Source organism: Streptococcus intestinihominis (assembly GCF_046824975.1).
In the GTDB taxonomy this organism is placed as follows: domain Bacteria; phylum Bacillota; class Bacilli; order Lactobacillales; family Streptococcaceae; genus Streptococcus.
Window position 1 is genome coordinate 433947 of record NZ_JBKQBL010000001.1, and the last position, 3653, is coordinate 437599.

At 42.8% G+C, this 3653-nt stretch carries 3 protein-coding genes; all 3 read right to left on the reverse strand.

Features of this window, described 5'->3' with window-relative positions:
• Positions 1 to 541: 541 nt before the first annotated feature.
• Positions 542 to 1300, reverse strand: coding sequence for an ABC transporter ATP-binding protein (locus ACLOR3_RS02275; protein WP_411400123.1), 759 nt, complete (start codon positions 1298 to 1300; stop codon positions 542 to 544).
• A complete protein-coding gene (locus ACLOR3_RS02280) occupies positions 1297 to 2163 on the reverse strand; it encodes an ABC transporter permease (RefSeq protein ID WP_048715658.1) in 867 nt (288 codons plus the stop codon). The genes ACLOR3_RS02275 and ACLOR3_RS02280 overlap by 4 nt, the downstream gene beginning before the upstream one ends.
• A gap of 168 nt (positions 2164 to 2331) precedes the next feature.
• A partial coding sequence (locus tag ACLOR3_RS02285) for an SspB-related isopeptide-forming adhesin (RefSeq protein WP_412036953.1) occupies positions 2332 to 3653 on the reverse strand: 1322 nt, incomplete at its 5' end.

Here is a 3653-nt window from a genome sequence, read left to right on the forward strand (position 1 = left end):
AGCTATATTCATGTGCATATGGCAATCCCACTGACCTCACCTCGACTTTCTACGACGACAAACAAAAAGACCTCCAGTCTTACGGGACTAGAGGTCTGGTCTGCTTCACTGACAAGAGGCGATTAACCATTCAGGCTAACGAAAACAACAGTTATGATTTTCATTTCTTTTTATGGTACGTTTTCACATACCAGAGGTTTTCTTTGCAATTTCTCTTTCAGTTTTGTTACAAAGCACTCAGTTGAGCATACCGAAGTTCGAAAACCATCTAAAGCTTCCACTACTATTTCCACGTATTTCAATGTCATTTAGTAAGTTAAGCAGACTTACTTGACGGCTCAACCGATTTAACATTTCCGACGTTCTGGCTTTTTTATAAAAAGCACAATCAAGTGTCAGCGAGGCAAACCTATAACGAAGTAACCTAATGTATGAATCTATAAGGCATTGGTATCAACCCCTTCTCCCTTATCTTCACCTATAGTATACTCCTTTAATATTGGTATTGCAAGCGATTACACGCTGAAACTAGTTTCTAAATTTATTCAAAGAAACGGTAGTAATCAGACAGGTCCATCTTAGCCTTTTCCTCTTGGTTCAAGTCCTGGATAATCTTTCCATCCTTCATGACAATCAAGCGATTCCCGTACTTGAGCGCATCTTCCATATGGTGGGTAATCATCAAGGCAGTCAGTCGATCCGATTTGACAAATCGATCCGTCAGCTCCATCAAGGCCTGACTCGTCTTGGGATCGAGAGCAGCTGTATGCTCATCCAAGAGCAAGAGTTCAGGGCGCTTCAAGGTAGCCATCAACAAGCTCAGAGCTTGACGTTGCCCACCAGATAAGAATTCTACCGCCGTATCGACATGCTTCTCTAAACCATTGCCAATCTGGCTTAAAACCTCTTTAAACTCGTCTTTGTACTGGGCAAGACGACGAGGAACCAAGCCCCGCTTTTCTCCTCGGAATTTTGCAATCAGGAGATTCTCAGCCACTGTCATACGAGGGGCTGTCCCCATCTTTGGATCCTGGAAGACCCGGGATAGGTATTTGGCCCGTTTTTCCGGACCATAGTGAGTCACGTCCTCCCCCTTGATCAAGACTTGACCATTGGTCAGCGGCAGGGTCCCAGCCAAGGTATTGAAAAGGGTTGACTTCCCAGCACCATTGCCCCCAAGAATGGTGATAAAGTCATGCTCATGAATCTCCAAAGAGACATTGTCCAATATGACTTTTTCTTCATTCAAGCCATTGTTCACCACGATGGTGGCATTTTTTAATTCTACAATTGCGGTCATTTGCTGAGTTTGACTCCTTTCAGCAGTTTCTCTTTAAAGGTTGGAATCATGAGACAGATCGCCAAGATGATAGCACTAAAGATACGGATGTAGCTAGTATTGACACCGATGGCAATCACAGCCCAAATCAAGAATTGATAAATGATCGATCCAATAACGATACTGAGCAAACGTTCTGCTAAGGTTAGTTTTGAAAAAAGAACCTCTCCAATAATCAAGCTAGCCAAACCAACGACGATGACCCCGATCCCTCGAGAAGCATCTGCATAGCCTTCTTGCTGGGCCATCAAGGCACCTGACAAGGCAATAATCCCATTAGAAACTACTAGCCCCATCAACTCCATCCGGCTGGTATGGATCCCAAAGCTTTTAGCCATCTCAGGATTGTCCCCTGTCGCAATATAGGCCTGCCCCAATTTAGTATCTAAAAAGAAGAGCATAGCAGCAATCACCAGGGTCACAAAGATGATTCCGATGATAATCTCGTTTACGCCACTCGCGATGGGAATCATATCTTGGATTTTTGAGTAGCCAAGCAAGCCTAGGTTGGCCCGTTGCATCACAAAGAGAATGACTGAGTTACAGGAAGTCATCACCAAAATCCCCGATAACAACGTCGGAATCTTCCCTTTGGTATAAAGAAGACCTGTTGCTAATCCAGCCAAACACCCCGCGCCTACAGCCGCTATGGTAGCCAGTAAAGGATGAACCCCTTTGGTAATCAGCGTTACCGCAACGGCTCCTCCTAATGGAAAGGAGCCCTCTGTGGTCATATCTGGGAAATCCAAGATACGGAAGGTCATAAAGATCCCTAGCCCCAAAATAGCCCAGATCAAACCTTGTGAAATAATCGAAATAAGCATACCTTTGTCCTAACTATTGTAAATATCCTCTATTGTATCATATTGCGAGACGTGATTTCAATGCTTTCAAGAAATAACAAAAAGGCCCCACTCCTTAGAGCGAGGCCTTCTTGTGTAAAACTAAACCATTTCCGATCCTAGTGTGAATCGTTAGTGTCTACCACTTGTTTAGTCTTCGTTTTTCTTGCGTCTTGCAAGGCCAGCCAGTCCGACCAAACCAAGAGCAGCGCCTAACAATGCAGCAGAAGCTGATTGTTCTTCACCAGTAGAAGGAAGTTCTGGTGCTGGCGGTGTTACCGGTGGTGTTGGTGGTGTCACCGGTGGTGTTGGCGGTGTTACCGGTGGTGTTGGTGGTGTCACCGGTGGTGTTGGTGGTGTCACCGGTGGTGTTGGTGGTGTTACTGGTGGTTTCGGTGGAATTACCTTGTTGTTGAACTCAGTATCTACCGGTAATTGAGAAGTTGCTGTTAAGACTTTGCCTTCTTTAGTAACTGTTACTGTTACTGTAGCTACCATCTTATCGTATTCAACTCCTGTTTCAGTACCTTTAACCTCTTCCACAGTGTAAGTGTAAGTTCCTTCTTCTCCACGTTTGAACTCTAATGCAGAGAACTTGATGTTTCCTGTTGCATCGTTCTTAACTGTTTCAATAACTTTTCCATCTTTATCTTTAAGTACGAAGCTAAATTCACCTTCTTTTAGCTCACGTCCTTCAAGTTTCTTAGTGAAGTTAAATTCAACTTTAGTTGGGATGTTAACGACACGTTTTTCTGTTGGTTTTTCTGGTTTTTCAACAGATTTCTTAGTTGGATCGTATTGGTGAACAGTTTGTGAAGCAGTGTTTTCGATATCTACACCATCTTTAGCTGTTGCTTTGATAGTTGCAGGGATTTCAAACTTGTAGTAACGTCCGAATGCAAATTTAGCAGTGTCGATTACTGGAGTGTTTTCTGCGTCTCCAAGTGACTTAGTCAAGTCTGTCTTAGAAGTTGCAGTGATCACACCATTTTCAACCTTGATATCAAATTTAGCTGTCACATCTTCTCCTGTTACAGAGTCGTATGCTTTAATTTCTGCTACGTTGACGTCTAAGTTTTCGCTGTCATATTTATCTGTTACACCTACAGATTGAATATTGTGAGCTTCAGTGAACTTAGTTGTATCCAACCATACTTGGTAGTATACTTTATCACCCTTCTTAAGTGTCTTCGTATTGATATTTTGAGCTTCGTTGTTATCATCCTTATCGGCATATGGATCTTTATTAGTATCCGCTACCTTGTCTGCCAACTCTTTATCATCGTCAACAAGTTTATTACCTGTAATATCGAATTTAGATTCATTCAGGATATATTTCTCTGGGTTGAATTCTGGAGTTTCTGGAGGAGTGACACGGTTGTTAAATTCTTTATCCGCAATGTCGCCAACTTTCGCGATAAGAATTTTAGCTGTTCCATCGTGTTTAACTGTGACTGTTACATTCGCTTTCA